The organism is Roseicella sp. DB1501 (genome assembly GCF_013112485.1).
In the GTDB taxonomy this organism is placed as follows: Bacteria; Pseudomonadota; Alphaproteobacteria; order Acetobacterales; family Acetobacteraceae; genus Paracraurococcus.
This window is the reverse complement of sequence record NZ_JABFHG010000001.1, coordinates 676728-702909: the sequence shown is the minus strand read 5'-3', so window position 1 is coordinate 702909 and position 26182 is coordinate 676728. Positions and strand designations below refer to the sequence as shown.

The following is a 26182-nucleotide window of genomic DNA, read 5'->3' as shown; positions in this document are numbered from 1 at the left end:
CGCCGCCGGGCCACCCAGCCGGATCCAAACACCCTCACACACACCACCCACGCGGGGTGGAGCAGCCCGGTAGCTCGTCAGGCTCATAACCTGAAGGTCACAGGTTCAAATCCTGTCCCCGCATCCAAACTCCTGACAAAGAAGCCCGCCCTACCGGCGGGCTTCTTCGCGTTCAGGCGGCCTCCACCAGCACGGCCATGCCCTGTCCGCCGCCCGCGCAGGCGCCGGCGATGCCGCGCTTCAGCCCGCGCCGCCGCAACTCCATCATCACCGAGAGCACGCAGCGCACCCCCGTCGCGGCCAGCGGATGGCCGAAGGCGATGGCGCCGCCATTCACGTTGAACCGCGCGTGCTCCACGCCGAGCGCGCGCCGCACCGCCTCCGCCTGCGCCCCGAAGGCCTCGTTGATCTCGAACAGATCGATATCCCCGATCCCGAGGCCGAGCCGCCGCAGCAGCGCGATCGTCGCCGGCACCGGGCCGATGCCCATCACCTCCGCCGGCACGCCCGCGGCACAGGCCGCGACCACCCGGCCGAGCGGCGCCGCGCCGCCACCGAGCGAGGCCGCGACCGCCCCGGTCGTCACCACCACCGCCGCCGCGCCATCGACGATGGCGCTGCTGTTGCCGCCCGTCTGCACGCCGCCGAAGACCGGCTTCAGCTTGGCCAGCGCCTCGATCGGCGTCGGCCGCACATGCGTATCCGCGGCAACCTCGGCGAGCTTGCGGGGCAGCGCGAGGCGGCGCGGCTTCAGCCCCTTGCCCTCGAAGACCTGCTCGGTGACCGGCGCGATCTCCTCGGCCAGGCGGCCGGCCTGCTGCGCGGCCAGCGCCCGGGCGAAGCTCTCCGCCGCATAGGCGTCCGTCTCCTCGCGGCTCACCTTGTGCAGTCGCGACAGGTTCTCCGCCGTGCTGCCCATCGGCAGCCCGCAGCCGGTGTCGAACAGCGCCTCCCACAGGAAATCCTTGAACTCCACCTGGCCCAGTCCGAAGCCGCCGCGCGAGGTGTAGGAGGCGACCGGGGCGCGGCTCATGCTCTCCGTGCCGACGCAGAGCGCCGCCTCCACCTGGCCGGCGCTGGTCGCCCGCGCGCCCTGCGCGATCGCCTCGAAGCCGGTGGTGCAGAGCCGCTGCACGCCATGCGCCGGCCGGTCATCCGGCATCCCGGCATAGAGGCCGATATGGCGGGCGAAGAAGAGGCTGTCGAAGCTCGCCTGGGTGCAATTGCCGGCGATGGTCACCCCGATCCGCGCCGGATCGATCCCCGCGCGCGCGATCGCCGCCCGCGCGGCATGGATGCCGAGATCGGTCGGCGAGACCAGGGCGAGGGCGCCGTTGTAGTCGACGAAGGGCGTGCGCGCCCCGGCGACCAACCTCGCATCGGCGAAGGTCTCGACAATGGCGCCCTCGGCATAGCGGCTCCAGTCGGGCGCATCGGCCATCGGCGCGGGATCGAGGGCGACATTCATGGCGGCGTGACCTCCGGGAGACTGGTTGCGGTCGGGCCGTGTCGGGCCGGCCCCTCGGCCGCAGCATGGCACGGACGGCGCGGCGGGAGGAGCGCCCCTCTTGGTCGCGCCTCTGGTCGCGCCGTCGGGACCCGTCCTAACCTGCGGTCCGGCAAGGCGGGCGAGGCGGCATGCGCGAGGGCGAGATCCTGCTGGCCGAGGGGCGGCTCGAGACCGGCTGGTGGGGCCCCGCGCCCGCGGCGGCGCCGACCCTCGTGCTGCTGCATCAGGGCCTCGGCAGCCTCGGCCTCTGGCGCGACATCCCGGCGCGCCTCGCGGCGGCGACCGGCTGCGGCGTCTTCGCCTGGTCCCGCTTCGGCTACGGCCATTCCGACCCGGTGCGGCTGCCGCGGCCCTTCGACTATCTGCGGCAGGAAGCGCAATCGGTGCTGCCGCGCGTGCTGGATGCGATCGGGCTGCGGCAGGGCGTGCTGGTCGGGCATTCGGATGGCGGTTCCATCGCCGCCATCCATGGCGGCACGGTCGAGGACCCGCGGCGGCGCGGCATCGTGGTGATGGCGCCGCATTTCTTCACCGAGGCCGCGGGCCTCGCCGCCGTCGCCGAGACCCGCGCCCGCTACGAGCAGGGCGATCTCCGCGCCCGGCTCGCCCGCCATCACCGGCATCCCGATATCGCCTTCCATGGCTGGTGCGACACCTGGCTGCATCCGGACTTCCCGGCCTTCTTCGACCTGCGGCCGGACATCGCCGGCCTTCGCCTGCCGGTGCTCGCCATCCAGGGCGAGGCCGATCCCTATGGCAGCCCGGCGCAACTCGAGGTGCTGGCGGAGCGGGCCGCCGGCCCGGTCGAGGTGATGCTGCTGCCAGGCATCGGCCATGACCCGCTGCTGGAGGCGCCCGAGACGGCCGTGCAGGCGCTGCGCGATTTCGTCGCCGGGCTGTTCGAGGGGCAGGGAGGGGCGCCAGGGCCGGGGAGGTGACGCCGCCGCGGCGGCCGGCTAGCCTCACCTTCGCTGAGGAGACCGCCGGTCCGCCGCCCCTAAGGAGAGCGACGTGACCCAATCCATGCCCCAAATGACCCGCCGCGGTGTATTGGCCGCGGCCGCCATCGGTATCGCCGCGCCGCGCCTCGCACTGGCGCAGGGGGCGCGGCTCATGCGATTCATTCCGCAGATTGATCTCTCGGTGCTCGATCCGCATGGCTCGCTCGCCTACATCACCCGCGGCCATGGGCAGATGGTCTTCGACACGCTCTACGGCATGGACAGCCAGTTCCAGCCGCAGCCGCAGATGGTCGAGGGCCATGTCGTCGAGGAGGATGGCAGGCGCTGGACGCTCACCCTGCGCGAGAACCTGCTCTGGCACGACGGCGAGAAGGTGACGGCGCGCGACTGCGTCGCCTCCATCCGCCGCTGGGCGAAGCGGGACGCGCTCGGCGGCGCGCTGATGGCGGCGACCGCAGAGCTTTCCGCGCCGGATGACCGCCGCATCCTCTTCCGCCTGAACAAGCCCTTCCCGCTGCTGCCGGCGGCGCTCGGCAAGGTCAGCTCGCCCATGCCGGCGATGATGCCGGAGCGGCTGGCCAATACCGATCCCTTCAAGCTGATCCCCGAGATGGTCGGCAGCGGGCCCTTCCGCTTCGTCGCCGGCGAGCGCGTCCCAGGCTCGCGCAACGTCTATGCGCGCTTCGAGACATACGTGCCGCGCGGCAATGGCAAGGCGGACTGGCTCGCCGGGCCCAAGGTGGTGCATTTCGACCGCGTCGAATGGACCACCATCCCCGATGCCGCGACCAAGGTGGCGGCGCTGCAGCAGGGCGAGCAGGACTGGTGGGAGAACCCGACCCATGACCTGCTGCCGCTGCTGACCAAGGACCGCAAGATCAAGGTCGAGGTGATCAACCCGACCGGCGCGGTGAACATGATGCGCCTCAACACGCTGCAGCCGCCCTTCGACAAGCCCGAAGGACGGCAGGCGCTGCTCCATGCCTTCAGCCAGACGGATTTCATGCAGGCGATCGTCGGCGACGATCCCGCCATGTACACCGTCCCGCACGGCGTCTTCTGCCCGAACACCCCGATGGCGAGCGAGGCGGGGCTGGAGCCGCTGAAGGGGCCGCGCAACTACGACAAGGCGAAGCAGCTGCTGAAACAAGCTGGCTATGGCGGCCAGAAGGTCGCCATGCTGGTCGCCACCGACTACGCCCAGTTCAAGGCGATCGGCGAGGTCGCGGCGGATGCCATGTCGAGGATCGGCATCAACGTCGATTTCGTCGCCACCGACTGGGGCACCATGCTGCAGCGGCGCAGCAACAAGGGGCCGCTCGACCAGGGCGGCTGGTCCTGCTTCAACACCGGCTGGGAGGGCGCGGACCATATGGACCCGTCCAACCACTATGCCATGCGCGGCAACGGCAACGATCCTTCCGCCTGGCCGGGCTGGTGCGTCGACCAGAGGCTTGAGGACCTGCGCAACGCCTGGTTCGACGCGCCCGATCTCGCCGCGCAGCAGGCGATCTGCCGCGACCTGCAGGTGCGGGCCATGCAGGTGGTCCCGAGCGTCCCGCTCGGCCAGTACATCCAGCCGACCGCCTACCGCACCAATGTCACCGGCGTCTCGCGCGGCTTCCCGGTCTTCTGGGGCGTGAAGAAGAGCTGATCCGAGGGGGCCGCCGGACAGAGAGGGCGGGCGGCCATCCGCCCCGGCCGCCGGCGCCTCGGCACGTCGCTGGACACGGGATTGTGTTGGAGCGAGCACGTCCTGCCCGCGGCATGCAGCGACGACCCCCCTGTGGCATTCTACCGCCGTCGGATTTGCCGGAGCTTCGATCCGATCCGGAAGAGGAGGCTCATCGCATGTCCCGCACCCTTCACCGCCGCTCCGCATTCCGCTTGGCGCTGCTCGGCTTCGCCATGGCGGCCACGCTGTCCGTCGCGCAGGCGGCGGATCGCCGCCGCGTCGAGAACGATGCGCCCACTGCGGCCGAGCGCAAGCGGATCGAGGGCGTGCTGCACGAGCGGGGCTATGTCCGCTGGAAGGAGATCGAGCGCGAGGATGCCGGCAAGACCTGGGAGGTCGACGACGCCTACATGGCCGATGGCAAGCGCTACGACCTTCGCCTCAGCGCCGATGACCTGAAGGAGATCGACAAGCATCCGGAGAACTGAGGGCGCAGCATTCGCGCCGATGGATGAAGTGCGCCGGGACGGTCGCGCGATGGCGGCTGCCCGGCCATACTGCGCGGGTGAGCGCGGCCTGCGCCACCATCGGGGCCTGGGCGGGGGAGACGGATGCGCATCGCCAGCGTCAGGACGCATGTGCTGGAGGCGGCGCTCGCCGCGCCCTTCGCCTATTCCCGCGCCTGGTATGGCACGCGCATGGCGATGCTGGTCGAGATCGAGACCGCATGCGGCCTGACCGGCTGGGGCGAGTGCTACGGCCCGGCCTGGATGACCGAGGCGGTGGTGCGCAGCGTCGCGCCATGGCTGATCGGCGAGGACCCGCTGCGGACCGAATGGATCTGGCAGGAGGTCTATGCCCGGTTGCGCGACCACGGCCAGAAGGGCGTGGTGATCGAGGGGCTGAGCGGCATCGACATCGCCCTCTGGGACCTCAAGGGCAAGCATTTCGGCGTGCCGGCGCACCGGCTGATGGGCGGGCCGCTGCGCAGCGAGGTGCACGCCTATGCCACCGGCCTCTACAGACGGCGGGAGGGCGACCCGCTCGCCTATCTCGCCGAGGAGGCGGCCGGCTATGCGGCCGAGGGCTTCCATGCGGTGAAGCTGAAGGTCGGCTTCGGCGTGGCCGAGGATGCCGCCATCGCCCGCGCGGTGCGGGAGGCGATCGGCCCCGATATCGGACTGATGGTCGATGCCAACCACGCCTATGACGCCGTCGCCGCCATCGAGCTCGGCCGGCGCATCGCGCCGCTCGGGATCGGCTGGTTCGAGGAGCCGGTGCCGCCGGAGGACCTCGACGGCTATCGCGCGGTGCGGGCGGCGCTGCCGATCCCGATTGCAGGCGGGGAGTGCGAGTTCACCCGGCTCGGCTTCCGCGAGGTGCTGGCCTCGCGCGCCATGGACATCATCCAGCCCGATACCTGCGCCGCCGGCGGCCTCTCGGAGTGCAAGAAGATCGCCGACATGGCCGCGGCCTTCGGCATCCGGTACAACCCGCATGTCTGGGGCACCGGCATCGGCCTCGCCGCCTCGCTGCAGCTCATGGCGGTGCTGCCGACGCATACGCCGACTTCGCTGGCGCCGGCCGAGCCGGTCTTCGAGTTCGACCGCACCGAGCACCCGATCCGCCAGGCGATCCTGCGCGCGCCGATCGAGCATGTCGGCGGCGTGGTGCGCATCCCGCAGGGGCCGGGCCTCGGCATCGAGATCGACCGCGCGGCGCTCGACCGCTTCCGGGCCCGCCCGCCCGGCGGGTGAGGCGGCCGGCGGCGCGCTGACGTCACCGGCCGGCCGATATCACGCCGCGGTCTGCGCCTTGCCGCGGGCGATGGCGGCGGCGAGGCCGGCCTCTCGGGTCTTGCGGAACTCCTCCGTCACATGCGCGAGCTGGTGCGTGTCGAAATGCGCGTTGATGGCGTCGCGGAAGCCCTGCATGTCGGCGGCGCGGTTCAGCGAGCGCTTGGTCAGCTTGATGGCGAAGGGCGGGGCGCTGGCGATGTCCTCGGCCAGCGCCTGCGTCGCCTCCTCCAGCGTCGCGCGCGGCACGACGCGGTTCACCATGCCGAGCCGGTGCGCCTCCGCCGCCCCCATGCGGCGGCCGGTGAAGAGGAACTCCTTGGCCGCCCGCAGCCCCATGACATAGGGATGCATCAGCACCTCCACCGCCGAGGCGGCCAGCGTCTTGCAGACCGGGTCGGCGAAGAAGGCATCCTCGGCGGCGACGATCATGTCGCACATATTCGCCACCATGAAGCCGCCCGCGATGCAGGCGCCCTGCACGGCGGCGATGGTCGGCTTCGGGCAGTCCCAGATCCGCAGCGAGTATTCCAGGTAGCGCCGCTCCTCATAGGCCCAGCGCTCCTCGACGGTGAAGGCCTGGCGGCGGGCCTGGCCTTCCTTCAGATCGTGGCCGGCGGAGAAGTGGTCGCCCTTGCCGGCGATGACGATGACGCGGACCGCATCCTCGGCGCTCGCCTCGCGCAGCGCCGCGTCGAGCTCGTCGAGCAGCACGCTGCTCTCGGCGTTGCGCATCTCCGGCCGGTTGTGGAACAGCCAGGCGACGGCGCCGCGGCGCTCCACCGCGATTTGCGTATAGGCCATGGTTTCCTCCTGTATCGAGCGTGAATCCTGGGGCGACGAGGGGCGTCCGGAGGGCTACCGGGTGCCGAACATCCGGTCGCCGGCATCGCCGAGGCCGGGGACGATGTAGCCGTGGGAATCGAGATGGCTGTCGATCGCCGCCGTCCAGATCGGCACCTCGGGATGCGCGCCGTGGAAGCGCTCCACCCCCTCCGGCGCGGCCAGCAGGCAGACCAGCCGCAGCTCCTTGCAGCCGCGCTCCTTCAGCCGGTCCACCGCGGCGACGGCGCTGTTGGCGGTGGCGAGCATCGGGTCGAGGACGATGACCAGCCGCTCCGCCACATCCGGCGGCGCCTTGAAGTAGTATTCCACCGCCTGCAGCGTCTTCGGGTCGCGGTAGAGGCCGATATGGGCGACGCGGGCCGAGGGCACCAGCTCCAGCATGCCGTCGACGAAGCCCATGCCGGCGCGCAGGATCGGCGCGAAGACCAGCTTCTTGCCGGCCAGCTTCGGCGCCTGCATCCGCGTCAGCGGCGTCTCGATCTCGACATCCTCGAGCGGCAGGTCGCGCGTGACCTCATAGGCCAGCAGCATGCCGATCTCGTTGAGCAGCTGCCGGAAGCCCTTGGTGGTGCGCTCCGCCTCCCGCATCAGGGTGAGCTTGTGCTGCACCAGGGGGTGGCGGACGAGATGCACGTCCCTCATCGCGGGTCCTTCCGGGCTGGGGGTTTCCCCCTGGGGGCTCTCCCCCCTGCTGTAGCACCGCAGGCGGGCGCGCCTATACCCGCGCCAGCACCCGGTCGACGAAGGCCTCGGCGGCGCCAAGGTAGCGCGACGGGTCGGTCAGCCGCTCCACCTGCTCGCGCGGCAGCTTGTCCGCCACCTGCGGGTCGCGCAGCAGCGCCTCGGCCAGCGGCACGCCCTCGGCCAAGGCGAGGTCGCAGGCGTGGTTCACCACGTGATGCGCCTCGCCGCGGCCCATCACCGGGGCGAGGCCCATCATCACCGCCTCGGCCATGATCAGCCCGCCGGTGCTCTCCAGGTTGCGCCGCATCCGTGCCGGGTCCACCACCAGCCCCTCGGCGATCACCCGGGCGCAGGCCAGCGCGCCATGCGCCAGCAGGAAGGCCTGGCCGACCGCCAGCGGCTCGGCCTGCCAGGGGCCGGTGCCGCGCTCCTGGTCCTGCGCCATGGCGGCGAGCATCTGCGGCACCAGCGCATGGACGCCCCGCGCCTGGGCGATGATGTACTCGCAGGAGATGGGGTTGCGCTTCTGCGGCATGGTGGAGGAGCCGCCGCGGCCCTCCTGGTGCGGCTCGGCCACCTCCGCCACCTCGGTCTGCATCAGCAGGATCACGTCGGTGGCGAGCTTCGAGAGGGCGCCGGTGACCAGGCCGAGGAAGGACACGGCCTCGGCCAGCCCGTCCCGCGCGACATGCCAGGGGATGTCCGGCACGGCGAGGCCGAGCTCCTCCGCCAGCGCCGCCTGCACCGCGAGCCCCTGCTCGCCGAGCGAGGCGAGGGTGCCGGCGGCGCCGCCGAATTGCAGCCGTTCCACCCGCGGGCGGAGCTGCACCAGCCGCTCGCGCATGGTCAGCAGCGGCGAGAGCCAGACGGCGGCCTTGTAGCCGAAGGTCACCGGCAGGGCGTGCTGCAGATGCGTGCGCCCGGCCATGACCGTGCCCCGATGCGCGCGCGCCAGCCGGGCGAGGCCGGCGATCACCGCCTCCAGCTCGGCCTCGATCAGGCCGAGCCCGTCGCGCACCTGCAGCACCACGGCCGTGTCCATGATGTCCTGCGTGGTGGCGCCCCAATGCGTCCAGCGCCCGGCCTCGGCCCCGGCCAGGGCGCTGAGCTGCCGCACCAGCCCGACCACCGGATAGCCGGTGTTGCGCGTCGCCGCGGCCAGGGCCGGCAGATCGAGCCGGTCGACATCGGCGGCGGCCGCGATCGCCTCGGCCGCCGCCGCCGGCACGATGCCGAGCCGCGCCTGGGCGCGGGCGAGGGCCGCCTCCACCGCCAGCATGCCGGCGAGGAAGGCGCGCTCGCCCATCGCGGCGCGCATGGCATCCGTGCCGTAGAGGGCGCCGAGGACGGGGCTGTCGGCCGGGTTCACGGGCATCGGGTCAGCCTTCCATCTCGTTCAGCGTCTCCTTGGCGATGCGGAGCGCGGTATTGGCGGTCGGCACGCCGCCATAGGCGGCGACCTGCAGCAGCACCTCGCCGATCTCCTCCGGCGTCACGCCGGTGTTGCGCGTCGCCCGCACATGCAGCCGGAATTCCTCGTGGTGGTGCAGGGCGGAGAGGATGCCGAGGCAGAGCAGGCTGCGGTCGCGCACCGAGAGGCCGGGGCGGGTCCAGACCCGGCCCCACACGCCCTCCAGGATGAAGTCGCGGAAGGGCTGGTCGATCGGCGTCAGCGCCGCCTCGGAGCGCGCCACATGCGCCTCGCCCAGCACCCGCTTGCGCATCACCATGCCGGCCTCGGCCGTCGCCGCGGGCAGGGCGGTGACGAGCTTCATATGGGCGAGCACGGCGCGGGTCATGGCCCCCTCGCGCTCGAGATTGGGGATATGCGCCGCCTCGGCGATGGTCACCAGATGGCTGCCGGGGATGGCGGCATGGATCGCCTGCGCCGCGGCGGGCGGCGTCGAGGCGTCGCGCTCGCCGACGATGACGGTGGCCGGGCAGCGGATGCGGCCGCGAACCTCCTCGGCGCGGCAGTCGCGCAGCGCCGCGGCGCAGCCGGCATAGCCGACCGGATCGGTGCCGAGCAGCATCCGCCGCAGGCCCCGGGAGGAGGCGAGGGAGCGGTCGCAGACCCAGCGCTCCATCACCGCGTCGGCGACGGCGCGCATGCCCCCCGTGGTCACGGCGTCGATCCGCTGCTGCCAAGTCTCCGGCGGGCCGAATTCCAGGGCGGTGTCGCAGGCCATCAGCGAGAGCACGCGATGCGGCGCCGTCGCCGCCATCTGCAGCGCGATCCGCCCGCCGATCGAGACGCCGCCGACATGCGCCGCGTCGATGCCGAGGCTGTCGAGCAGGGCCAGAGCGTCCTTCGCCAGCATGGCCATGCTGTAGGGGCCGGCAGGCGCCTCGGTCAGGCCATGACCGCGCATGTCCATGCGGATGACGCGGAAGCGCTTCGCCAGCGCCGCCGCCTGCGGGTCCCACATATGCAGCGTGGTGCCGAGCGAGTGCAGCAGCAGCACCGGCGGCGCATCCGCCGGTCCCTCGACCTGGGCATGGATGCCAATGTCGCCGATCTCGCAGAACATGCGATGCCTCCCGGTTCAGGCGGCACCAGGCCGGGGCCGGCCTGGCGCGGGGATGGAAGGGGCGCGCGGCCCCGTTCGGTCAGACCTGCCCAGTCGGACCTGCCCAGTCAGACCCGCTCGAGCACCATGGCGATGCCCTGGCCGACGCCGATGCACATGGTGGCCAGCGCGTAGCGGGCCTGGCGGTTCTGCAACTCCTGCACCGAGGTCTGCACCAGCCGCGCGCCCGACATGCCGAGCGGGTGGCCGAGCGCGATGGCGCCGCCATTCGGGTTCACGTGCTCGGCGTCGTCGGGCAGGCCGAGGTCGCGCGTCACCGCCAGCGCCTGGGCGGCGAAGGCCTCGTTCAGCTCGATGACCTCGATCTCCTTGAGCGAGAGGCCGGCCTTCTCCAGCACCTTCCGCGTCGCCGGCGCCGGGCCGAAGCCCATGATGCGCGGCGGCACGCCGGCGGTCGCGGCGGCGACCACCCGGGCGCGCGGCGTCAGCCCGTATTTCTTCGCCGCCGCCTCGCTGGCGACGATGATGGCACAGGCGCCGTCATTGACGCCGCTGGCATTGCCCGCGGTGACGCTGCCGCCTTCCTTGCGGAAGGGGGTGGGGAGCCTGGCCAGCGCCTCCAGCGTCGTCTCGGGGCGCGGATGCTCGTCCTTCTCGACCCTGAGCGGCTCGCCCTTCCGGCGCGGGATCTCGACCGCGACGATCTCCTGCGCGAAGCGGCCGCTGGCCTGGGCGCGGCCGGCGCGCTGCTGCGATCGCCAGGCGAAGGCGTCCTGGTCGGCGCGCGAGACCTGGAAGTCCTGCGCCACGTTCTCGGCCGTCTCCGGCATGGAATCGACGCCGTATTGCGCCTTCATCTTCGGATTGACGAAGCGCCAGCCGATCGTGGTGTCGTAGATCTCCGGCGCCCGGCCGAAGGGCTCGGCCTGCTTGCCCTGGACATAGGGGGCGCGGGTCATGCTCTCGACGCCGCCCGCGAGCATCAGCTCGCACTCGCCGGCCTTGATGGCGCGGGCGGCGATGCCGACGGCGTCCATGCCGGAGCCGCAGAGCCGGTTCACCGTGCTGCCTGGGATGGTGTCGGGCAGGCCGGCCAGCAGCAGCGCCATGCGGGCGACGTTGCGGTTGTCCTCGCCGGCCTGGTTGGCGCAGCCGAAGATCACATCCTCCACCGCCTGCCAATCGACGCCGGGATTGCGCGCCTGCAGCGCCTTCAGCGGCAGGGCGCCGAGATCGTCGGCGCGCACGGGGGCGAGGCCGCCGGCATAGCGGCCGATCGGGGTGCGGACGGCGTCGCAGATATAGGCCTCGGCCATGGCGTTCTCTCCCGCTTCGACGGATCGCCGCAGGGTTGATGGCCCGGCGGCGCGAATGAGACGGGAGAGTTGCGCCGGGGCGCAGCCGAGGTCAACGGGGCCGGGCTGCCGGCCCCGCTCCGGTCAGGCCAGGCTGCGCAGGGCGCCGCGCAGGATGTCGGCGATGGCGTCGAAGAACGCCTCCTGCACCGGGGCGAAGGCGCCGTCGGCGGTGTCCCAGTTCACCAGGAAGCAGAAGGTCACCGGGATGCGGCCGAAGGCGACCATCTGCCCGGCGAAGCTCTTGGCGTTGAAGCCGTAGAGGTCGCCGACCTCGCCGCCCTTGGCGTAGAGCACGGTGCCGGGCGGCGCCACGCGGGCGATCTGCGCCGCCATGGCCTGGATGCGCCTGAACTCCGTCAGCGTCGCCGGCTGGTTGAAGAAACTGCCGCGCAGAACCTGCTCGTACCAGGTGACGAGGTCGCGCGCCGTGCCGGCCAGGGTGACCTCGTCGTTGAGCGGCGGCCGGATGGTGGGGGGCGGGTTCGCCAGCACCCGCTGCAATCCCGGCCAGCCGAGATCGGTGCCGGCCGGCGCCCCGAAGACGTAGGATTCGAACACCCGCGTGGTGTCGGGAATCTGGACCGAGCGCAGCCGGGCCTCGGCGATCAGGCCCCGGATCCGGTCGGCCCCGGCCCGGGCCGAGGCGATGTCGGTCGCCATGTTGTCGCTGTGCGTGAGCATCGCCTCCAGCACCATGCGTGCCGGGAGCCGGCCGCCGAGGCCGAAGAGGACGGGGCTGCCGATGTTGCGCACCTCGTCATCGACCGCGAGCTCCTCGTCGAGCGCCAGGCGCTCCGCCTCCACCTCGCGCAGGTACTGGCCGAGGACGAAGGTCTTGTAGGCGCTGGCGATGAAGAGGCGGAGGCCTGGCTGGTGCGCGAAGCGCGCCACCGCGCCGCCCTCGCCGAGATGCAGCAGGTAGCTCGGCGAGCCGGGCAGGGCGCGGAACCGCTGCAGCGCCGCGCCGAGCCCGCCGGACCCGCCGGCCCGCGGGTCTTCGGTCGCCGCCGCCCGGCGCGGCGAGGCGGCGGCCAGCATGGGCGCGGCCAGCAGGGGCGGAGCCAGGGCGAAGACCGATCGGCGCTGCATCGCGTTCCTCCTCAAGGATCCATGCGCGAGGCGGATGCGGCGCACGGCGCGAAGGCAGGCTTCCCGTGTCACGATCCTGCATGCAAACGAAAACCGACAGGCCGGGGCGCCGGCCGGCGGCTTTCATCCCAACAGGCGAACGAGCCAGAGCGAGAGCGCGGGAAAGGCGACGCAGAGGCAGAGCCGGACCAGATCGGCCGCCAGGAAGGGCAGCACGCCGCGATAGGTCCGGGCGATCGGCACATCCCGTGCCAGGGCGCTGACGACGAAGACGTTGAGGCCGATCGGCGGCGCGGTCAGGCCGATGCCGACCACGACGAGCACGAGGATGCCGAACCAGATCGCCGTCTCCTCGGTGCCGGCGAGGCCGAAATCGAGCGCGGTCACCACCGGGAAGAAGATCGGCAGGGTCAGCAGGATCATCGCCAGCTCGTCCATCACCGCGCCGAGCAGGACATAGGCGAGCAGCAGCAGGCCGAGCACGCCATAGGCGGGGAAGTCCTGCTCCGAGATCCACATCGCCAGCAGCTCGGGCGCCGAGGTGAGGGCGAGGAAGGCGTTGAACACCTCGGCGCCGAGCAGGATGACGAAGATCATCGCCGTGGTCTCGGCGGTGGCCAGCAGCGCCTCGACCAGGGCGCGCCGGCCGAGCGTGCCGCGCAGCGCGCCGACCGCGATGGTGGCGATGCAGCCGACGGCCGCGCTCTCGGTCGGGGTGAAGATGCCGCCATAGATGCCGCCGACGACGACGATCGCGATCAGCAGCACCGGCACCACGCGCCGCAGGGCCTGCCGGCGCTCGGCACCCGAGGCCCGCGCGGTCGCCGGCGCCAGGCCGGGCCGCAGCCGGGCGATCGCCGCGATCACCAGGATGTAGAAGGCGGCCGCGAGCAGGCCGGGAAGCAGCGCCGCCATGAACAGCTTGGCGATGTTCTGCTCGGTGCTGATGGCATAGACCACCAGGATGACCGAGGGCGGGATCAGGATGCCGAGCGTGCCGCCCACCGCGATGATGCCGGTCGAGAGCCCGGTGTCGTAGCGGTAGCGCCGCAGCTCCGGCAGGGCGGCGCGGCCGAAGGTGGCGGTCGTCGCCACGCTCGAGCCGCAGACCGCACCGAAGGCGGCGCAGGCGCCGATCACGCCCATCGCCATGCCGCCCGGACGGTGGCCGACCAGCGCGTTGGCGGCGGCGAAGAGGTCGCGCGCCAGCCCGCCACGCTCGGCGACCGCGCCCATCAGGATGAAGAGCGGGATGACGGAGAGGGTGTAGTTGGCGAAGAGATGCCAGGGCGTGGTCTTCAGGTAGTTCAGCAGCACCGGCAGGTCGACGATCCAGAGATAGCCCCCGGCGCCGGCCAGCAGCATGGCGAGGCCGACCGGGCAGCGCAGCGCGATCAGGCCGAGCAGCGCGGCGAAGCCGATCGCCGCCTGGACGAATTCCGGCGCCATCAGCCGCGCCCCCGCGCCAAGCGCAGCGCCCAGGGCAGGGCGGCCAGCGCCGTCGCCGCGAAGCCGAGCGCGCCGAGCCCGACCGCCCACCAGGTCGGCAGGCCGAGCACCATGGTGGTGGTGCCGCTCGCCAGCGTCTCCCTCGCCCCGACCAGCAGGCGTTCCGCCAGCACCGCGGCGACGGCGATCCAGACCAGCATCCAGACGGCATCGATGCGGTCGGTGACCTGCCGCGGCAACCAGCCGGTGAAACTGTCGACCAGGATGTTGCCGCGCATCCAGGTGCCGTAGGCGAGGAAGCCCATGACCGCGAGGCCGGAGCCGAGCGAGACCAGCTCGAAATCCCCCGGCACCGGCTGGCCGGTGAGCCAGCGCTGCGCCACGCTCCAGACGGTCAGCAGCGCCGCCGCGAGCAGCGCCGCGCCGCCGGCGAGCGCCAGCAGGCGGGCGAGGTGCGCGATCGCGCCTCCATCCTCCGGGCCCGATATCGGGCCCGGGGGCGACGCAGCGGGCTGCGCCATGTCAGGCGAGGCCGGCGCCGTGCTTGTCCACCAACGCCCGGGCCCGGCCGAGCAGGGCGTCGCCGTCGATGCCGCGCTCCTTCATCTGCGCCAGCCAGCCGTCGATGACCGGCTTCGTCGCCTCCACCCAGCGCGCCTTCTCGGCCTCGGCGATCACCGTCACCTGGTTGCCGCGCTTCTTCACCTCCGCCTCGACCACCGGACCGCGCTCGTCCCAGGGGCGGGCCGCCATGCGCGCCGCCGCCAGGTCGCTATTGGCGTCGAGCACCTTGCGCAGCGCCTCCGGCAGGCCCTCGTACTTCGCGCGGTTCATCGCGAGGATGAAGGTGGCGATGTAGAAGGTCGGGCTGCCCGGGATCTCGGTGTGGTACTTCACCATCTCCTGCAGGCGGATGGAGGGCACCACCTCCCAGGGCACCACGGCGCCGTCGATGACGCCCTGGCTCATCGCCTCCGGGACCTGCGGCACCGGCATGCCGACCGGCGCCGCGCCGAGCGCCCGCAGCGCCTCGCCGGTGAGCCGCGTCGGGAAGCGCAGCTTCAACCCGCGCAGGTCCTCCATGGTCCGCACCTCGCGTCGCGCATGGATCAGCCCCTGGTCATGGCCCCAGACGCAGATCGGGTGCACCTCGCGGAACTCGTCGCGCAGCTCGGCATCGGCGAATTCCTGGATGGCGAGGCAGTTGGCGATCGCCCGCTTGTGCGAGACGAAGGGCAGCTCGAAGACCTCGATCCGCGGGAAGCGGCCGGGCGTGTTGCCGGGCAGGGTCCAGATGATGTCGGCAACCCCGTCGCGCGCCTGGTCGAAGAGCTGCGGCGGCGCGCCGCCGAGCTGCATGGCCGGGAAGATCTGGATGCGCAGGCGGCCCTCGCTCTCCTGCTGCACCTTCTGCGCCCAGGGCTGCAGGAAGAAGCGGTGGACGTTCGAGACCGCCGGCAGAAAATGGTGCAGCCGCAGCGTCAGCGCCTCCTGCGCGCCGGCAGGGCGGATCAGCGCGGGCAGGGCGAGGGTGGCACCCAGGGTCGCCCCCAATGCGAGGGCGGTGCGGCGTTGCATTCTGGCGTTTCCCGACATGGTTGTTGCAGCCATGGCGCCGGCGGTGCCGCCGTCCCGCTCGCGATATGCCCCTGATTCGAGATCGTTTCAACCGCCATGCAGGCTGTCGAGGAGGGCCTTGGCGCGCTCGCCGACCGCCGCGGCGGTATCGCCCGGCTTGTAGAGCGAGGAGCCGATTCCGAAGCCGCGCGCCCCGGCCGCCCGCCAGGGGCCGATCGTGTCCGCCGCCATGCCGCCGACCGGCAGCACCGCCGTTCCCTTCGGCAGCACCGCGAGCAGCGCCCGCAGCACGGCGGGCGAGGCGGCCTCGGCCGGGAAGAGCTTCAGCGCATCCGCCCCGGCGGCGAGCAGCGAGAAGGCCTCGGCGGGGGTGAAGAAGCCGGGCGCGGCGAGCAGCCCCGCCGCCTTCGCCGCCCGCACCAGGGCAGGGTCGGCATGCGGCGTGACCATCAGCCGCCCGCCCGCGGCGGCCACCGCCTCGACCTGCGCCGGCGTCATCACCGTGCCGGCCCCGACCAGCGCCCGGTCGCCGAAATGCGCCGCCATGCGGCGGATGCTCTCGACCGGCTCGGGCGAGTTCAGCGGCACCTCCAGCACGCGGAGGCCGGCGCCGACCAGCGCCTCGCCCACCGGGATCGCCTCCTCCGGTGTCAGGCCGCGCAGGATGGCGACGAGCGGGCAGGGGTCGAGCCATTCGGCAAGCGTCAGGGCCATGGGATCATCTCCGCGATCAGGGCGAGGCCGCGCGCCACGATGTCGTCGGCATGCCGGCGATGCGCCAGCCCATGCTCGGCGAAGGCGAGGGCATAGGCGTGGCAGAGCGTCTCGCTGCCGGCGAGATGCACCATCCCCTGGTGCACCGGCCCCTGCGGCACGCCCTCGGCCAGCACCGATCGCAGCTCGTGGCCGATCAGCAGGCCGGAGAGGTAGCTCGCCGTCTCCGTCGCGGCGAGCTCGCCGGCGAGGCCGAGGGCGCGCGTGCCGAACAGGTGATGCAGCAGCCCGCCCGGATCGCCCGCCCGCCGCACCCCGCGGCGGAAGGCCGCGTCGGAGCCGGTGCCGGAGCTGGGGCCGGGCTCGGCGAGGCGGCCGAGGATGCTGTGCTGCAGCAGCACGGCGCGGGTCTCGCCGGTCATCTGGGTGGCGAAGCCGGCGATGCCGCCGCCGGCGAGGCGCGCCCATTTGCTGTGCGTGCCGGGCAGGCAGACCAGCGCCTCCGCCCCGGCGGGCAGTTCGGCCAGCAGGCCGAGCAGCTTGGTCTCCTCGCCGCGCATCACATCCGGCACGCCGGCCGCGTCGCGCGCGGTCAGGCCGGGGACGAGGCGGCAGGCGGCGCCCTCGAAGGGCAGCGCGATGACGGCGGCGGCGATCTCGGCAGGCCCGGCCGGGCAGGGCAGGTAGGGCGCCTCCTGCCAACCCTGCCGGCTGCCGACCATGCCGCAGAGCAGCACCCGCCGCTCGCCCTCGGCGAGCCAGGGGCCGATCGCCTCGCGCAGCGCGGCCGGGAAGCCGCCGGGCGGGACGGTGAGGATGCCGCCCTCGCGCTCGATCCGGTCGCGCACGCCGCCGCCGGGGGCGAGGCGGTAGGCGCGGAAGGCGGTGGTGCCCCAATCGATGCCGATCATGCTCTTCCTCTGCCCCGGCAACGGGTGCCGCGCAATCCATGCCGCCGCCGGGGTGGCTGGACAGCCGGCGCGGGGCGCCCGACACTCGACGGCACCGCTCCAGGGGGCCAGCCGCATGACATGCCTGCCGCGCGCCGGCTTCGCCGCGCTGACCGCCGCCCTGCTGGCCTGCGGCACGGCGGCCCCGCCGGCCCGGGCCCAGCTCCTGCTCTCGGCGAACGACAACAAAATCACGCTCGAGAACGGCGCGCTGAAGGTGCTGCGGGAACCGCAGCCGGACACACTCTCGATCCTCGATCTCTCGGTCAGTCCGCCAGCGCTGCGGGCGGAGATCCCGGTGCCGGCCAGCGCCATCGGCCCGCCCAGCTCCGTCGCCGTCACGCCGAACGAGAAGCTGGCCCTGGTCACCGCCAACCAGCGCCCCGACCCGGCCGAGCCCGGCAAGCTCCTCCCCGGCAACACCATGGCGGTGATCGACCTCACCGCCACGCCGCCGCGCATTGCCGCGACCCTGCCGACCGGCTCGGCGCCCGCCGGCGTCTCCATCAACCGGGCCGGCACGCTGGCGCTGGTCGCCAACCGCGCCGAGGGCTCGGTCAGCGTCTACCGCATCGCCGGCGGCCAGGTGACGCCGGCCGGCAAGGTGGATATCGGCCCGGTCGGCTCCGAGGTCAGCGATGTCGCCTTCACCCCGGACGGGCGCTTCGCGCTGGTGACCCGCTACGGCGACCACATGCTGAACCTGCTGCAGATCGAGGGCGACAAGGTCACCAAGCTGGATCGCGAGATCACCGCCGGCGTGCGCCCCTATGGGGTCACGGTCGCGCCGGATGGCCGCTGGGCGGCGGTGGCGAATATCGGCCGCGGCACCGGCGATGCCGATACGGTGAGCCTGATCGACCTGACGCGCGAGCCCTTCCGCGTCGTCGACACCATCAGCGTCGGTCAGACGCCCGAGGGCATCGCCGCCAGCCCGGATGGCCGGCACTTGGCGGTGACGGTGATGAACGGCTCCAACAAGCGGCCCGGCTCGCCCTTCCATGGCCCCGGCCTGGTCCGGATGCTGCGGGTGGAGAATGGCCGCATGGCCCTGGTCTCCAAGGCGCAAGTCGGCGCCTGGGCGCAGGGCGCCGCCTTCTCGCCGGATGGCCGCATGCTCTTCGTCGGCAACATGCTCGACAAGGATCTCTCGGCCTTCCGCGTCGCCGAGGATGGGCAGCTGACCGAGGCTGGGCCGCGCATCAAGATCGCCGGCGCCTCGGCGGCCCTGGCGGTGGCGAGCCGCCCGCCGCGCTAGACCATGATCCGCTCACACAGGGTCGCGGATCATGGTCCAGGCCGTTGTTCGATCGCGTGAGTCACGCTGTTCGGTGAGGCCACCTCAAGCGATCACGCTCCAAGGCCTGGCCGCGGAACACGGCGCCTACCGCCCCCAGGTCCCGATCACCGCGGCGGCGGCGGGGGCGAGGACGTCGCTCTGCAGCCCCTGCGGGTCGCCGAGGACGATCCGTGCCAGATCCTTGTCGAGCATGACCCGCGCCAGCACGCCGAGCACGTCGTCGGGCCGCGCCTCGCCGAGGGGCGGCGGCGGCACCGGCGTCTCGGCGAAGACGACGCGGTCCTGCCGCTCGGGCGTGTCGTGCAGCAGCCAGTCGAAGAACTGCCGTTGCAGGTTGCCGTTGCGCGCCTGGTGCACGCCGATGACGACGACCACCGCGCGGTCCCAGGCGAGATCGGGATAGGCGGCCTTCCAGCGCTCGGCCTGGGCGCGGAATTGCTCGAGTTGCGCCCGGGCGGCCCATTCCAGGTTGCGCCCGATGCCGGCGCGCATCTGCGTGCCGAGCGCCTCCAGCAGGCCAGGCTCGACCGCGCCGCGTTGCAGGATGCGCTGCGTGGTCCGGCGGGTCTCGGCGAGCATGTCGCCCTGCAGCTGCCGCACTTCCTCCGGCAGGCCGGGCTGCTCCGCGAGCTCCGCCTCGGCGGCGCGGAGCTGCGCCTCGAAGCGGGCGAGCCAGTCGCGGCGCGCCGCGTCCAGCGGGCCGGGCCCGTCGGGCTGCAGGCGCACCGCGAGGGTCGCCGCGGCATGCGCGACGGCGCTCGCCTGCCGGTACTGCGCCAGGTCCATGGCGAAGAGCTCGGGCGCCTCGACCCCGGGGCGGTAGAGGGCGATCTGCTCGAAGCGGTTGACCAGCACCGGCACGCTGGCGCGCAATCCGGCGAGGCCCTGCGCCACGGCGTCCTGATAGGCCTCGCGGAAGCTGCCGCTCAGCTCGGCCAGCGCATCGGCCCGGGCCCGCGCCGTCCAGCCGGCCAGCAACAGGCCGGACAGCAGCAGGCCGGGCAGCGCGAGGGCGGGAAGCCTGCCCGGCGGACGGGCCCCGGCGGGGTTCAACCTCATCGCATCTCCTCCCGAGGGGCGGCGGCGCATGACCGTGACCGCAGGCCGTGATCCGTCGCCGTGACCGGCTGCTGGGATGACGCGGCAGCGCGGCGCGGGTTTGCCGGCGGCGGGCCGGCAGGCGGCAGGACGGTCGGTTGACCATCGGCCGGTCCCGTCCCTAGCCTGCTCACGGAATCATCGTCACACCCAGGAAAGGCATCCCTTCATGGCCCATCGCGGCTTGCGGTTCGGCATCTTCCTCGCCCCCTTCCACCGGGTCGGGGACAACCCGACGCTGTCGCTGACCCGCGACATGGAACTCGTGCAGTGGCTCGACCATCTGGGCTACGACGAGGCCTGGATCGGCGAGCACCATTCCGCGGGGTGGGAGATCATCGCCAGCCCGGAGGTCTTCATCGCCGCCGCCGCCGAGCGGACGCGGCACATCATGCTGGGCTCGGGCGTGACCTCGCTGCCCTACCACCACCCGCTGCTGGTGGCGCAGCGCTTCGTGCAGCTCGACCACATGACCCGCGGCCGGGTGATGATGGGGGCGGGCCCAGGCGCCCTGGTCTCCGATGCCTACATGATGGGCATCAAGGCCGAGGACCAGCGGCGGATGATGGATGAGAGCCTCGACGCCATCACCCGGCTGCTGGCCTGCGAGGAACCGGTCACCATGAAGACCGACTGGTTCGAGCTGAAGGAGGCGCGGCTGCACCTCGCGCCCTACAGCAACCCCCGCTTCCAGATCGCCGTCGCCTCCGCCACCACCCCCTCGGGCGTGCTGGCGGCGGGCAAGTACGGGCTCGGCCTGCTCTCCCTCGGCGCCGGCCTGCCGGGCGGCAACGCCAAGCTCGCCGAGCACTGGCGGCAGGGCGAGGCGGAGGCGGCGAAGCACGGCAAGACCCTGCCGCGCGACGGCTGGCGCCTGGTGGTCAACATGCACTGCGCCGAGGAGGACGAGCGGGCCTTCCGCGACGTCGCCAAGGGCGAGCGGATCGAGACGCTGAGCTATTTCAGCGAGACGCTGGGCCGGCCGCCCATGCGCTCGGAGGACCCGCTCGGCGACGGGCTGAAGGCCGGCACGACGCTGGTCGGCTCGCCCGACACGCTGATCAAGGGCATCGAGCGCCTGCTCGAATACACCGAGGGCGGCTGCGGCGGCGTGCTGTTCCGGGCGCATGAATGGGCGAACCGCGAGGACACGCTGCGGAGCTACGAGCTCTTCGCCCGCTGGGTCATGCCGCGCTTCCAGGGCTCCCTCGCCATGCCGGCGCAGAGCCGCGAATGGTGCAGCGAGAACCGCACCGGCATCTTCGGCCCGAGCATGGGCGCGCTGCGCAAGGCCTTCACCGATGCCGGGCAGGAAGTGCCGGACCACATGCGCATGAAGCTGCATACCGGGAAGGTCGATCTCTGATCCGCTCCGCCCGGCCGCGCAGGCCGGGCGGTTGCGTCAGAGCGCCTGCAGCCGGCCCTGCATCGCCCGGGCCGGCGCGGCCTGGCGGTCGGGCCGCGGCGCCGGCCGCTGCTCCGGCAGCGCATGCGCATGCGCCACCCGCAGCCGGCCTGGCGCGGGCAGGGGCGGCAGCGCGGCGGCAGCGGCGCCGATGAGCCTGCCCTCCTCGATCCGCAGGACGCGGTCGTGCCAACGCGCGAGACCCGGCCGGTCGCCGGTCGAGACCAGCCCCACCCCCGCCAGCTCCTGCTCGAAGAGCCGCATCAGTCCCGCCTCGGCGATCTCGTCGAGCGCCGAGGTCGCCTCGTCCAGCAGCGCCCAGCGCGGCCGGAGCAGCAGCAGCCGAGCGAAGCCGAGGCGTTGCTGCTCGCCGAGCGACAGGATGCGGTCCCAGCGCCCCGCCTCGTCGAGCCGCGCCGCCAGCCCGCCCAGGCCGCAGCGCGTCAGGGCGAGGACGATCGCCGCCGTGTCGACATCGCCCGGCCCGGCGGGGTAGCAGACCGCCGCGCGCAGCGTGCCGAGCGGCAGGTAGGGGCGTTGCGGCAGCAGCAGCGTCTCGGTCCGCGCCGGCCGGCGGATGCGGCCCTCGCCCCAGGGCCAGAGCCCGGCGGCGGCGCGGATCAGCGTGCTCTTGCCGCAGCCGCTGCCGCCCTGGATCAGCACGCGCTCGCCGGGACGGATCTCGGCCTCGGCCTCCTCCAGCAGCACCTGGCCGGTCGGGCTGCGGAGCGTCAGCGCGTCGAGGGCGAGCAGAGACCCGCCTTCCTCGACCGCGATGCCGCCGCGCTCCGCCAGCCGGCCCGCCGCGGCGAGGCTGTCCTCGAGCGCCATGATGCGCTCCATATGGCTGCGCCAGTCGGCGACCTGCGGCCAGTGCTCCTGCAGCCAGGAGAGGGCGCGCACCACCTCGGCGAAGGCCTGACCGAGCTGCACCAGCGTGCCGAGGCCGATCGCCCCGGCGAAGTAGCTCGGGCTCGCCAGCAGCAGCGGCAGGGTGGCGGCGACCATGCCGTAGCCGGAGGCGATCCACATCAGGTGGCGCTCCTGCCGCAGCATGCGGTGCATCACGCCGACCACCTGGCCGAAGGTCTGGTTCAGCCGCCCCGCCTCGTCGGCGCCGCCGCCCAGCATGGCCACCGCCTCGGCCTGCTCGCGCTGGCGGATGAGGGCGAAGCGGTGCTCCGATTCCGCCTGGTTGCGGTCGATATGGATGCCGATCAGCGGCCGGCCGACCAGCCAGGTGACCAGCGTGCCGCCGGCCGCGTAGAGCAGGGCGAGGCCGAGCATGCCGCCCGGCAGCGCGACGCCCGCGACCGGGATGGCGGCCGAGAGGGACCAGAGCAGCCCGACGAAGGTGACGAGGTTGACCGCGGCGTAGAACAGGCTGGTGCCGAGCTCGACCGAGACGGCGGTGGCCCAGCGGGTGTTCTCGCTGATCCGCTGGTCCGGGTTGTCGGCCGCCTCGGGCAGCAGCGCCATGTGGTAGTTGCGCCCGTCGCGCACCCAGCGCCCCTGCAGGTGCTCCACCAGCCAGCGCCGCCAGGAGAGGGCGAGGATCTGCTTCGCCCAGAGCTGCGCCACGGCGAGCGCCATGGTCAGCAGGGCGAGCAGGGGAAAGAGCCAGGCCTGCAGCGTCATGCCCGACTGGTCGCGCCGCTCGAGCGCCGAGAAGAAGGCGCCGTTCCAGGCGTTCAGCCCGAGGGTGGTGGCGATCTGCGCCAGGGTGAGAAGCACGACGAGGGCGGTGAGCCCCCAGGCGAGACGCCGCTCGCCGGAGCCGTACCAGCCGCGGGCGAGATGGAGCGTGCTTCGCAGCGCGCCATGGCGGGAGCGGTCCGCAGGATCGCTGGCCAAGACGGGCACTCCCCTAATAGTTGATCAGTCTAGGGAGTACCTATATGGACAAGCGTGCCCTCGCCAGGAAAATGCGGCGGAAATGGGGTGGGACCGGGGCAACTGTGGCAAACTTGCCCGGCAGCCCGACCCCAAAGGGGGGCCGGGCCGCCGGGCGCGCGGTCAGCCCGCCAGCTCGGGGATGATCCAGAGCGGCCTCTCGCCGCGGGCGACGCGCTGGCAGTTGTCGAAGGCGTTGCGGAAGCGGGCCTGCTGGTTGTCCCAGGTCGGGCCGGCGAAATGCGGCGTCAGCACCACGGTGTTCAGCCGGAAGAGCGGGTTGTCCGCCGCCGGCGGCTCCTGGTCGAAGACGTCGAGCCCGGCCCCGGCGATGCGGCTCTCGGCCAGCGCGGCGGCCAGCGCCGGCTCGTCCACCACCGGGCCGCGGCAGGTGTTGATGAGATAGGCGGTCGGCTTCATGCGGGCGAGCTCGGCGGCGCCGATCATGTGCCGCGTCGCCGGGGTCAGCGGCACGTGCAGGGAGACGATGTCGGCATTCGCCAGGATCTCGCCGAGCAGGCGGAAGCGGACCGCGAGCGCGTCCTCCTCGGCCTCCGAGACGCGGCGGATGTCGTAATACTGCACGTCCATGCCGAAGGCGTTGGCCAGCCGCGCCACCTTCTTGCCGATCGCGCCCAGCCCGACGATGCCGAGCGTCTTGTCGCGCAGCTCGTAGAGCTTCGTCCCGGCCAGGTCGTTGCCGCGCCAGCGCCCGGCGGCGACGCTCTGGTGCTGCCAGACCAGGCGGCGGCAGGCGGCGAGCATGAGCAGGATCGCATGCTCGGCTACGGCGGTGGAATTGGCGCCGCCATTGTTGCAGACCGGGATGCCGGCCTGCCGCGCCGCCTCGATGTCGATGGTGTCGTAGCCGGCCGAGAGGAGCTGCAGCAGCTTCAGCCGCGGCGCCCGGGCATAGAGCCCGGCATCGATGGCGCGGCTGCCGAAGCCGACGATGAAATCCGCCCCCGGCAGCGCCGCCTCGAATTCCGGGCTGCCGAGCGGCGCGACCACCATCTCCATCTCGGGCGGCGCGAGCTCGCGCGCGAGATCCATCGCGCTCAGCGGGTTGTCCATCATCAGGATGCGCGGGGCCATGACCGTTCCTCCGGGTCTTGCCTCCGTCATGGCCGGGGCCGGCGGCGACGGCAAGCCCGGCGCCCGGCGCCGCGTCTCCGCCGCCCCGGATCGGCCAGGGAACTGGGCCGCCGGCGGCATACGGTGGCGCACAGCGCGAGGACACGCCGCAGGGCTAGAGGCCTGGGGCCGAAGCGTGGGGCGCAGCCATGCCGCAGGACGTCGCCGGGTTCCTCTTCCTCTCCCTCGCCGTCATGGCGACGCCGGGACCGGCCGTCGCGCATGTCCTGGCCAGTGCGCTGCTAGGGGGCGCACGCTTCGCAGGCGCGGCGATGGCGGGGCTGATCCTCGGCCACTGCGTCACGATCTCCCTCAGCCTCATGGCCGGCGCGGCGCTGATGGCCTCGCCGGCGCTGCTCGCGGCGGGGCAGGGCGCGGCGGCGGCGGTGCTGCTGCTGCTCGGGCTGCGCCTGCTGCGGCGCGGCCTCGATCGCGCCGGCGCGGCAGCGGTGGGAGGCGCCGCGCCACGCTGGCCGGAGAGCCAGATCGGGGTGGTCGCCGGCGGCTTCGTCATGACGCTCGGCAACCCGATCTCGCTCTCCTTCGCCGTCTCGGCCGCGGCCGGCTTCCTCGACCCGGCGCGTCCGCACCTGCCGCAGAGCCTCGTCCTCGGCGGCGCCTATATCGGCGCGGCGGCCGCGGTCTACGCCGCCTATGCCGCGCTGGCCGCCATGGCGCGCGGGCGCGTGCTCGGGGCTGTGGCGCGGCGGCAGGGCCTGATGCGCCTGGCCGCCGGCCTGGTCATGCTGGCGGCGGCCGGGATCATCGGCCTGCGCAGCGCCCGGCTGCTCGAGGCGTCGATGCCGTGACGGCGCTCAGAACTCCAGCAGGTTGTCGCGGAACTGCGCGTGGCCATAGGCGCGCCGGGCCAGGCCGCGGCGCTGCAGCGCCGGCACCAGGCCATCCGCCACCTCGGCGATGGTGCGGCGGCTGACATCGCCCATGGAGATCAGGAAGCCGTCGCCGCCCACCTCCTCCATCGCCTCGGCCATCTGGCCGGCGACCGCATCCGGCGTGCCGACCAGCTCGATCGAGCCGCTGCTGCCGCGATAGCTCAGCATCGCCTCGCGCAGGCTGCGCTTGCCGGCGACGCGCTTGAAGTCGTCGAGGCTCTGCTGGTGGCCGTTGGTGTGCAGGTCGAGCGAATCGACCGGCGCGTCGAGGTCGAAGCGGGAGAAGTCGATATTGGTGATCTTGCCGAAGAAGGCGAGGAGCTGCGGCACCTGCCGCTCGGCCCGGGCCTTGCGGGCGTCGAGGCGCGCGGCGGCCTCCTCCGCCGTCTCGCCGAGGCAGGGATTGACCAGGTAGAGCAGCTTCACATGGTCCGGGTTGCGCCCGGCCGCGGCGGCGCGGGCGCGGACATCGTCGCGATAGGCCTTCATCGCGCCGGTGCCCTTGATGCTGGCGACGATGGTGTCGGCATTGCCGGCGGCGAATTGCCGGCCGCGCGGGCTGCCGCCGGCCTGGGCGATCACCGGCCGCCCCTGCGGGCAGGGGCCGGAGTTCAGCGGCCCGTGGGTGCGGTACCAGCGGCCCTCGAAATCCACCGCATGCACCTTGGCGGGGTCGACCAGCACGCCGCTCTCCTCGTCGGCGAGGATCGCGCCCGGCGCCCAACTGTCCCAGAGGCCGTTCACCACCTGCATGTACTCATCGGCCATGTCGTAGCGCAGGTCGTGTTCCGGCAGCCGATCCAGCCCGTAATTCCGCGCCGCGACGTCCGAGCTGCCGGTCACCATGTTCCAGCCGATGCGCCCCGAGCTCACCTGGTCGAGCGAGGCGATCATCCGCGCCAGCAGGTAGGGCGGGTGGGTGAAGGTGGCGAAGGTCGGCACGATGCCGATGCGCCGCGTCGCCGCGGCCATCAGCGTCGCGGTGACGGCCGGGTCCTGGCGCGGCACGGCGAGGCCGTGCTTCAGGTAGATCTCGGTCGAGCCGCCGAAGCTCTCCCCGACATAGGAGCTGTCCTCGATCAGGATGTAGTCGAAGCAGGCGCGCTCAAGCGAGCGCGCCATGTCGCAGAACAGGTCGGGGACCATCCAGTCGCGGCCGATCGCACCCGTCCAGGGCTCTCCCCAGGCCTGGACCGAGGATCCCTGCAGGAACCAGCCAAGGTGGAAGGGCTTGGGCATGCATCGACTCCCGCGGTGAGATGCCGCGAGCCTAGCATGCCCCATGCCAGCCGGGCCGGGCCGGGCCGCTGGACCATG

The 26182-nt window shown here is 72.7% G+C and carries 23 protein-coding genes and 1 tRNA gene; 8 read left to right on the top strand and 16 right to left on the bottom strand.

Annotation, left to right across the window (positions count from 1 at the left end; translation table 11 throughout):
- Window positions 1-50 precede the first annotated feature (50 nt).
- Window positions 51-127: transfer RNA gene (locus tag HJG45_RS03350), tRNA-Met, on the top strand.
- Between the two features lie 45 nt (window positions 128-172).
- On the opposite strand, the gene HJG45_RS03345 is transcribed toward HJG45_RS03350, so the two are convergent.
- On the bottom strand, window positions 173-1468 hold the full coding sequence (locus HJG45_RS03345; protein WP_254452233.1) for a thiolase family protein: 1296 nt from the start codon (window positions 1466-1468) through the stop codon (window positions 173-175).
- A gap of 170 nt (window positions 1469-1638) precedes the next feature.
- Between HJG45_RS03345 and HJG45_RS03340 the strand changes: the two genes are divergently transcribed.
- From HJG45_RS03340 to HJG45_RS03325, 4 genes are all read left to right on the top strand, one after another.
- Window positions 1639-2448, top strand: coding sequence for an alpha/beta fold hydrolase (locus tag HJG45_RS03340; RefSeq protein WP_171610627.1), 810 nt, complete (start codon window positions 1639-1641; stop codon window positions 2446-2448).
- Window positions 2449-2542: 94 nt separating this feature from the next.
- Entirely contained in the window at window positions 2543-4126 is a 1584-nt protein-coding gene (locus HJG45_RS03335; RefSeq protein ID WP_171610687.1) for an ABC transporter substrate-binding protein, read from the top strand.
- 197 nt (window positions 4127-4323) lie between these two features.
- Window positions 4324-4635, top strand: coding sequence for a PepSY domain-containing protein (locus tag HJG45_RS03330; RefSeq protein WP_171610626.1), 312 nt, complete (start codon window positions 4324-4326; stop codon window positions 4633-4635).
- 123 nt (window positions 4636-4758) lie between these two features.
- Complete coding sequence (locus HJG45_RS03325) at window positions 4759-5904, top strand: mandelate racemase/muconate lactonizing enzyme family protein (protein WP_171610625.1); 1146 nt, start codon at window positions 4759-4761, stop codon at window positions 5902-5904.
- Window positions 5905-5943: 39 nt separating this feature from the next.
- Here the strand turns inward: HJG45_RS03325 and HJG45_RS03320 are convergent, their stop codons facing one another.
- The 11 genes from HJG45_RS03320 to HJG45_RS03270 all read right to left on the bottom strand — a co-directional run bounded on the left by HJG45_RS03320 (window position 5944) and on the right by HJG45_RS03270 (window position 17103).
- Window positions 5944-6747 (bottom strand): enoyl-CoA hydratase, encoded by an 804-nt coding sequence (locus tag HJG45_RS03320; RefSeq protein WP_171610624.1) that lies wholly within the window; start codon window positions 6745-6747, stop codon window positions 5944-5946.
- Window positions 6748-6801: 54 nt separating this feature from the next.
- Window positions 6802-7431: a uracil phosphoribosyltransferase gene (gene upp / locus HJG45_RS03315; protein WP_171610623.1), complete on the bottom strand. Its 630-nt coding sequence runs from the start codon at window positions 7429-7431 to the stop codon at window positions 6802-6804.
- Between the two features lie 73 nt (window positions 7432-7504).
- The gene (gene pcaB, locus HJG45_RS03310; protein WP_171610622.1) at window positions 7505-8848 is read right to left on the bottom strand and encodes a 3-carboxy-cis,cis-muconate cycloisomerase; all 1344 of its coding nucleotides are present in this window, start codon (window positions 8846-8848) and stop codon (window positions 7505-7507) included.
- A gap of 4 nt (window positions 8849-8852) precedes the next feature.
- Window positions 8853-10004 carry an alpha/beta fold hydrolase gene (locus HJG45_RS03305; protein WP_171610621.1) on the bottom strand — a complete coding sequence of 384 codons (1152 nt, stop codon included), beginning with the start codon at window positions 10002-10004 and terminating at the stop codon, window positions 8853-8855.
- A gap of 107 nt (window positions 10005-10111) precedes the next feature.
- Window positions 10112-11320 carry a 3-oxoadipyl-CoA thiolase gene (pcaF, locus tag HJG45_RS03300; protein ID WP_171610620.1) on the bottom strand — a complete coding sequence of 403 codons (1209 nt, stop codon included), beginning with the start codon at window positions 11318-11320 and terminating at the stop codon, window positions 10112-10114.
- Between the two features lie 123 nt (window positions 11321-11443).
- Window positions 11444-12451 carry a serine hydrolase gene (locus HJG45_RS03295; protein WP_171610619.1) on the bottom strand — a complete coding sequence of 336 codons (1008 nt, stop codon included), beginning with the start codon at window positions 12449-12451 and terminating at the stop codon, window positions 11444-11446.
- Between the two features lie 123 nt (window positions 12452-12574).
- Window positions 12575-13900: a TRAP transporter large permease gene (locus HJG45_RS03290; protein ID WP_171610618.1), complete on the bottom strand. Its 1326-nt coding sequence runs from the start codon at window positions 13898-13900 to the stop codon at window positions 12575-12577.
- Window positions 13900-14421 carry a TRAP transporter small permease gene (locus HJG45_RS03285; RefSeq protein ID WP_171610617.1) on the bottom strand — a complete coding sequence of 174 codons (522 nt, stop codon included), beginning with the start codon at window positions 14419-14421 and terminating at the stop codon, window positions 13900-13902. Before HJG45_RS03285 ends, HJG45_RS03290 begins: the two co-directional genes overlap by 1 nt.
- A 1-nt stretch (window position 14422) precedes the next feature.
- A complete protein-coding gene (locus tag HJG45_RS03280; protein WP_171610616.1) occupies window positions 14423-15478 on the bottom strand; it encodes a TRAP transporter substrate-binding protein in 1056 nt (351 codons plus the stop codon).
- An 87-nt stretch (window positions 15479-15565) separates the two neighbouring features.
- Window positions 15566-16192, bottom strand: coding sequence for a 2-dehydro-3-deoxy-6-phosphogalactonate aldolase (locus tag HJG45_RS03275; protein ID WP_171610615.1), 627 nt, complete (start codon window positions 16190-16192; stop codon window positions 15566-15568).
- Window positions 16183-17103, bottom strand: a complete 921-nt coding sequence (locus tag HJG45_RS03270) for a 2-dehydro-3-deoxygalactonokinase (protein WP_171610614.1) — start codon at window positions 17101-17103, stop codon at window positions 16183-16185. The genes HJG45_RS03275 and HJG45_RS03270 overlap by 10 nt, the downstream gene beginning before the upstream one ends.
- Window positions 17104-17218: 115 nt before the next feature.
- Here HJG45_RS03270 and HJG45_RS03265 point away from each other — a divergent pair, with 115 nt between their 5' ends.
- Complete coding sequence (locus HJG45_RS03265) at window positions 17219-18400, top strand: YncE family protein (RefSeq protein WP_171610613.1); 1182 nt, start codon at window positions 17219-17221, stop codon at window positions 18398-18400.
- A gap of 126 nt (window positions 18401-18526) precedes the next feature.
- On the opposite strand, the gene HJG45_RS03260 is transcribed toward HJG45_RS03265, so the two are convergent.
- A complete protein-coding gene (locus HJG45_RS03260; RefSeq protein ID WP_171610612.1) occupies window positions 18527-19501 on the bottom strand; it encodes a hypothetical protein in 975 nt (324 codons plus the stop codon).
- A 208-nt stretch (window positions 19502-19709) separates the two neighbouring features.
- Between HJG45_RS03260 and HJG45_RS03255 the strand changes: the two genes are divergently transcribed.
- On the top strand, window positions 19710-20906 hold the full coding sequence (locus HJG45_RS03255; protein ID WP_171610611.1) for an LLM class flavin-dependent oxidoreductase: 1197 nt from the start codon (window positions 19710-19712) through the stop codon (window positions 20904-20906).
- A gap of 36 nt (window positions 20907-20942) precedes the next feature.
- Here HJG45_RS03255 and HJG45_RS03250 read toward each other — a convergent pair whose 3' ends face one another.
- Together HJG45_RS03250 and HJG45_RS03245 are read right to left on the bottom strand one after the other, a co-directional pair.
- On the bottom strand, window positions 20943-22799 hold the full coding sequence (locus HJG45_RS03250) for an ABC transporter ATP-binding protein/permease (RefSeq protein WP_171610610.1): 1857 nt from the start codon (window positions 22797-22799) through the stop codon (window positions 20943-20945).
- Window positions 22800-22961: 162 nt separating this feature from the next.
- Window positions 22962-23933: a 2-hydroxyacid dehydrogenase gene (locus HJG45_RS03245; protein WP_171610609.1), complete on the bottom strand. Its 972-nt coding sequence runs from the start codon at window positions 23931-23933 to the stop codon at window positions 22962-22964.
- A 188-nt stretch (window positions 23934-24121) separates the two neighbouring features.
- On the opposite strand from HJG45_RS03245, the gene HJG45_RS03240 reads away from it, so the two are divergent.
- On the top strand, window positions 24122-24781 hold the full coding sequence (locus tag HJG45_RS03240) for a LysE family transporter (RefSeq protein WP_171610608.1): 660 nt from the start codon (window positions 24122-24124) through the stop codon (window positions 24779-24781).
- A gap of 6 nt (window positions 24782-24787) precedes the next feature.
- Here the strand turns inward: HJG45_RS03240 and HJG45_RS03235 are convergent, their stop codons facing one another.
- Entirely contained in the window at window positions 24788-26104 is a 1317-nt protein-coding gene (locus HJG45_RS03235; RefSeq protein ID WP_171610607.1) for an NtaA/DmoA family FMN-dependent monooxygenase, read from the bottom strand.
- Between the last annotated feature and the right edge of the window lie 78 nt (window positions 26105-26182).

Coding starts and splice junctions, on each gene's coding strand:
- HJG45_RS03345 (WP_254452233.1), bottom strand. CDS start 1,468: ATGAATGTCGCCCTCGATCCCGCGCCGATGGCCGATGCGCCCGACTGG.
- HJG45_RS03340 (WP_171610627.1), top strand. CDS start 1,639: ATGCGCGAGGGCGAGATCCTGCTGGCCGAGGGGCGGCTCGAGACCGGC.
- HJG45_RS03335 (WP_171610687.1), top strand. CDS start 2,543: ATGACCCGCCGCGGTGTATTGGCCGCGGCCGCCATCGGTATCGCCGCG.
- HJG45_RS03330 (WP_171610626.1), top strand. CDS start 4,324: ATGTCCCGCACCCTTCACCGCCGCTCCGCATTCCGCTTGGCGCTGCTC.
- HJG45_RS03325 (WP_171610625.1), top strand. CDS start 4,759: ATGCGCATCGCCAGCGTCAGGACGCATGTGCTGGAGGCGGCGCTCGCC.
- HJG45_RS03320 (WP_171610624.1), bottom strand. CDS start 6,747: ATGGCCTATACGCAAATCGCGGTGGAGCGCCGCGGCGCCGTCGCCTGG.
- upp (WP_171610623.1), bottom strand. CDS start 7,431: ATGAGGGACGTGCATCTCGTCCGCCACCCCCTGGTGCAGCACAAGCTC.
- pcaB (WP_171610622.1), bottom strand. CDS start 8,848: ATGCCCGTGAACCCGGCCGACAGCCCCGTCCTCGGCGCCCTCTACGGC.
- HJG45_RS03305 (WP_171610621.1), bottom strand. CDS start 10,004: ATGTTCTGCGAGATCGGCGACATTGGCATCCATGCCCAGGTCGAGGGA.
- pcaF (WP_171610620.1), bottom strand. CDS start 11,320: ATGGCCGAGGCCTATATCTGCGACGCCGTCCGCACCCCGATCGGCCGC.
- HJG45_RS03295 (WP_171610619.1), bottom strand. CDS start 12,451: ATGCAGCGCCGATCGGTCTTCGCCCTGGCTCCGCCCCTGCTGGCCGCG.
- HJG45_RS03290 (WP_171610618.1), bottom strand. CDS start 13,900: ATGGCGCCGGAATTCGTCCAGGCGGCGATCGGCTTCGCCGCGCTGCTC.
- HJG45_RS03285 (WP_171610617.1), bottom strand. CDS start 14,421: ATGGCGCAGCCCGCTGCGTCGCCCCCGGGCCCGATATCGGGCCCGGAG.
- HJG45_RS03280 (WP_171610616.1), bottom strand. CDS start 15,478: ATGCAACGCCGCACCGCCCTCGCATTGGGGGCGACCCTGGGTGCCACC.
- HJG45_RS03275 (WP_171610615.1), bottom strand. CDS start 16,192: ATGGCCCTGACGCTTGCCGAATGGCTCGACCCCTGCCCGCTCGTCGCC.
- HJG45_RS03270 (WP_171610614.1), bottom strand. CDS start 17,103: ATGATCGGCATCGATTGGGGCACCACCGCCTTCCGCGCCTACCGCCTC.
- HJG45_RS03265 (WP_171610613.1), top strand. CDS start 17,219: ATGACATGCCTGCCGCGCGCCGGCTTCGCCGCGCTGACCGCCGCCCTG.
- HJG45_RS03260 (WP_171610612.1), bottom strand. CDS start 19,501: ATGAGGTTGAACCCCGCCGGGGCCCGTCCGCCGGGCAGGCTTCCCGCC.
- HJG45_RS03255 (WP_171610611.1), top strand. CDS start 19,710: ATGGCCCATCGCGGCTTGCGGTTCGGCATCTTCCTCGCCCCCTTCCAC.
- HJG45_RS03245 (WP_171610609.1), bottom strand. CDS start 23,933: ATGGCCCCGCGCATCCTGATGATGGACAACCCGCTGAGCGCGATGGAT.
- HJG45_RS03240 (WP_171610608.1), top strand. CDS start 24,122: ATGCCGCAGGACGTCGCCGGGTTCCTCTTCCTCTCCCTCGCCGTCATG.
- HJG45_RS03235 (WP_171610607.1), bottom strand. CDS start 26,104: ATGCCCAAGCCCTTCCACCTTGGCTGGTTCCTGCAGGGATCCTCGGTC.